Source organism: Thermincola sp. GK-1, from assembly GCF_059412445.1.
The window spans coordinates 1-4153 of sequence record NZ_JBSQAT010000035.1 but is presented as its reverse complement, the minus strand read 5'-3'; the positions used below and the strand labels follow the sequence as shown (position 1 = coordinate 4153).

4 protein-coding genes are annotated in these 4153 nt (G+C 46.9%); all 4 read left to right on the top strand.

Going from position 1 to position 4153, the window contains the following annotated elements:
* The first annotated feature begins 288 nt into the window (after window positions 1-288).
* Complete coding sequence (locus ACSNJE_RS15825) at window positions 289-870, top strand: 4Fe-4S dicluster domain-containing protein (protein WP_052217218.1); 582 nt, start codon at window positions 289-291, stop codon at window positions 868-870.
* Entirely contained in the window at window positions 870-1730 is an 861-nt protein-coding gene (locus ACSNJE_RS15820) for a CoB--CoM heterodisulfide reductase iron-sulfur subunit B family protein (protein WP_013120811.1), read from the top strand. Before ACSNJE_RS15825 ends, ACSNJE_RS15820 begins: the two co-directional genes overlap by 1 nt.
* A gap of 53 nt (window positions 1731-1783) precedes the next feature.
* Entirely contained in the window at window positions 1784-3766 is a 1983-nt protein-coding gene (locus ACSNJE_RS15815; protein WP_013120810.1) for a CoB--CoM heterodisulfide reductase iron-sulfur subunit A family protein, read from the top strand.
* On the top strand, window positions 3757-4153 hold a 397-nt coding region (locus ACSNJE_RS15810; protein WP_495253062.1), incomplete at its 3' end, for a hydrogenase iron-sulfur subunit. The genes ACSNJE_RS15815 and ACSNJE_RS15810, both read left to right, overlap by 10 nt.

Genomic DNA, 4153 nt, shown 5'->3' with positions numbered 1-4153 from the left:
AATTTTTACACTAAAAAAACATCTAAAAGCCTTGATATTATTAAGTTTTTATAAGTTACTTTCCGAATCTAAGTTTATTTAATATTCGCAAAATTATCGAAAATAAAAAAGGAATTATTCGGCCCATATAGAATAGAAATATAAGGACAGTATGTCCCAATTGGTAACCATGTACATCATTTCACATGGAAAAAACTTATAAATATTAAAATTTAACCTTTTAAGGGGGGATCGCCGGAAGACGGATGTATTTGCTTAACAAATTTCTATAAAGAGGGGTTAGGGGAGATGAGTGAAACTGTAAATTTATCTCAGGTGCAAAGAGACCACAGTGACTTCGTTGAACGGGTTTACAGGATGAGTGGTCAGGATGTACGCAAATGCTACCAGTGCGGCAAATGTTCGGCCGGCTGTGCGGTACACCGGTGCAAGGGATTTGACGTCTCACCGAACCGCGTCATGAGGATGGTGCAGTTGGGGATGGAAGACGAGGTCTTAAGGACCAAAACCATCTGGACTTGCGTACTCTGTTCCACATGTACAGCCCGGTGCCCGCGTGATATTGATATTGCACGGGTGATGGATGCTTTGCGAATTATGTCCAAGAAGAAAAATATTACCGAATACGCTAAGACGGCAAATATTTTCCATCAAATGTTTATGGACAATATTGCCAAATGGGGGCGTATGTATGAGTTCAGCTTTATAGTCGGGTATACTTTGAAAACCGGCTATGGATTAAGCCTGGTGGACCTCGGGCCGCAAACTCTCCTGAAAGGGAATCTTGCGTTTTTCCCGCCCAAAACGAAGAACCGCGGCGTAATCAAAGAAATAATGGAGAACATCGAGAGAATGGAGGGTGAAAAATAGTGAAATACGCCTATTATCCCGGCTGTTCTCTCCACTCAACGGCTAAAGGTTTTGACATGTCAGTAAAGGCTGTCTGTAAGGCTCTCGATATTGAACTTTGGGAAATTCCGGACTGGGCTTGCTGTGGTGCGAGTTCGGCCCACAGTTTTGGACATCTTCTTGGCCTGGCTGTTCCGGCGAAAACCCTGGTTCCGGCGGAAAAAGAAGGGCTTGATGTTGTGGCGCCTTGTGCGGCATGCTGGCAGCGCTTAATCTGGGTTAACCATGAAATAAATACCAGCCCCGAAATGAGAGAGAAAATAAACAAAGCCATTGGGGCGGAGCTAAAAGGTACCAGCAAAGTACTGACTGTTTTCGAGGCCTTTGCCAATCAAGGCATGGAGAAAATTGCTGAGAAAGTCAAGAAGCCTTTAAAGGGTTTGAAAGTTGCATCCTATTACGGTTGTTACTATGTTAAGCCACCTAAAGTAGCTCATGTGGACGATGCTGAGAATCCACATATTATGGATGACATCGTGGCGGCTTTGGGCGCGGAACCGGTAGATTGGCCGTTTAAAACAGAATGCTGTGGAGCGTCTTTGTCATTTGTTGATTTGGAGACCACTAATAAAATGAGTGGTAAAGTGGTGGAAATGGCAGTTAAATCGGGAGCGGATATTATTGTGACCGCCTGTCCTGTTTGCCAATTAAACCTTGATATGCAGCAAACCCATATCAATAAGGTGCTGGGCACCAATTTCAACATGCCTGTTGCGTATATTTCCCAGTTGATGGGCTACGCCATGGGATTCTCCGACCAGGACCTTGGTATGAATAAGAATTATACTGCTTACCAAGCAGCTCTTGCTAAGATCGGTTAAAAAATCTTTTAAGATTTTGCAAAAATACAAAAAGAAAACGGGGAGCGATGCTTATGAGAAGGATTGGCGTTTTTCTTTGCTGGTGCGGCTCCAACATCGGCGGTGTGGTTGATATACCCAAAGTTGCCGAAGTAGCCCGCACCTTCCCGGGCGTCGTCTTTGTGCAAGAAAACAAGTACACCTGCTCTGAACCCGGCCAAAAGGCCATAGTTGAGGCTATCAAAGAACACAATCTCGAGCGGGTTGTAGTTGCTTCTTGTTCACCAAGGATGCACCTGGGGACATTCCAAAAAGCTATTCAGCGTGCCGGCCTGAACCCTTACTTGGTTGAAATGGCTAACTTAAGGGAGCACTGCTCCTGGGTTCATGCTTCTGAGCCCGAAAGAGCCACTGAAAAAGCAATTGAACTGGTACGGAAGGCAGTTGCCAAGGCTGCCAAACTGGAACCCCTCTTCGAAGAATATGTGCCAATAACGAAGAGAGCCCTGGTTATTGGCGGAGGTATTGCCGGTATCCAGGCGGCTCTTGATATAGCAGATACAGGCTATGAGGTAGTTTTGGTTGAAAAACTGCCGACAATCGGTGGGAAGATGGCTCAGTTAGACAAAACCTTCCCCACCCTGGATTGCGGCGCCTGAATACTCACGCCTAAGATGGGTGCTGCGGCGCAGCATCCCAACATTACTCTTATGACTTACTCTGAAGTTGAGAAAGTAGAGGGCTACGTAGGTAACTTTGACGTGACCATCAGGAAAAAGGCCAAATTCGTCGATTATACCAAGTGTACCGGCTGTGGCTTATGTGAAACCAAGTGTCCCAAAAAGGTGCCCAGTGAGTTCAACTTGGGACTTGGAACAAGAACTGCTATTTACAAACCTTTTGAGCAGGCTGTTCCCAATAAACCTGTTATTGACAAGGAAAGCTGCCGTAAGCTTACTGAGGGCAAGTGTGGCGTTTGTGCAAAAGTTTGCCCTGCCGGCGCAATCAACTACGAAGACCAGGATGAAGTGGTAACAGAAAAATTTGGTGCTATTGTAGTAGCCACCGGTTTTGATATGATCGATTGGGCGCAGTATTACGGGGAATATGGTGGAGGGACAATTCCCGATGTAATCACCGGATTGCATTTTGAACGCCTCGTGAATGCTTCCGGCCCGACCGGCGGCAAGATTAAGCGGCCCTCTGACCATGAAATTCCGAAGACTGTTGTGTTTATCAAGTGTGTAGGTTCCAGGGATGAACTGAAAGGTAAGTCCTATTGTTCAAGGGCATGCTGTATGTATACTGCCAAGCATGCTACCCAGGTTCTTGAAAAAATCAAGGATTCCGATGTCTACGTCTTTTACATGGATGTACGTACACCTGGAAAGATGTATGATGAATTTTATATGAGAACCAGACAACATGGTGCCAAGTATATCCGTGGCCAGGTATCGAAGATTTACCAGGATGGCAAAAAGGTTATTGTCTGCGGGGAAGATACTTTGGTTGGCAAGTCCGTTCAGGTGGAAGCTGACCTGGTTGTGCTGGAGACAGCCATGGTACCCCAGGCCAATGCTACTCAGTTGGCCCAGATTGTCGGCTTTTCCTACGACAAGGACGGCTGGTACACCGAGGCTCACCCGAAGCTTGCACCGGTGGAAACTACCACAGCCGGCGTATTCCTGACCGGCTGCTGCCAGGGCCCGAAAGATATTCCTGATACCGTTGGCCAGGCCAGCGCTGCGGCAGCAAAGGTTGCAGCCCTGTTCTCCAAGGACAAGTTGGCTACCAACCCACAGATTGCTTTTGTTAATGAAGATACCTGTGTGGGCTGTTTATTGTGTAAACCGCTTTGCCCATATAAGGCTATTGATGCTAAAACCATTAAAGTTTGGAACCATGGCAAGGAAGAAGAACGTGTTGTCGCATCGGTGAACTCAGTTCTTTGCCAGGGCTGTGGTACCTGTACCGCTGAGTGCCGTTCCGGTTCCATTAACCTTAAAGGCTTCACTAATTTACAAATGATGGCGGAGGTGGATGCTGCATGTCTGTAAAAGAACGGGATCTTTCCAACTGGCAGCCAAAAATCATAGGCTTTGCCTGCAACTGGTGTAGTTACGCAGGCGCTGATGTGTGCGGCGTCAGCCGTTTTCAGCATCCATCCACAATGAGGGTAATCAGAGTCCCTTGTTCGGGCAGGGTTAATCCTCACTTTATCGTCAGGGCTTTCCAGAAAGGCATTGACGGTGTGCTGGTGGGTGGCTGACACCCTGGTGACTGCCACTATGTTAGTGGCAACTACTTCACCAGGAGAAGGTTCCTGGTTATGAAACGTCTCCTGGAATACGTGGGCTATGAACCCGGCCGTTTCAAAGCCCGCTGGATTTCAGGATCGGAAGGACAGAAATGGGCCGATAATACCAAGGAAATGACCGAGACTA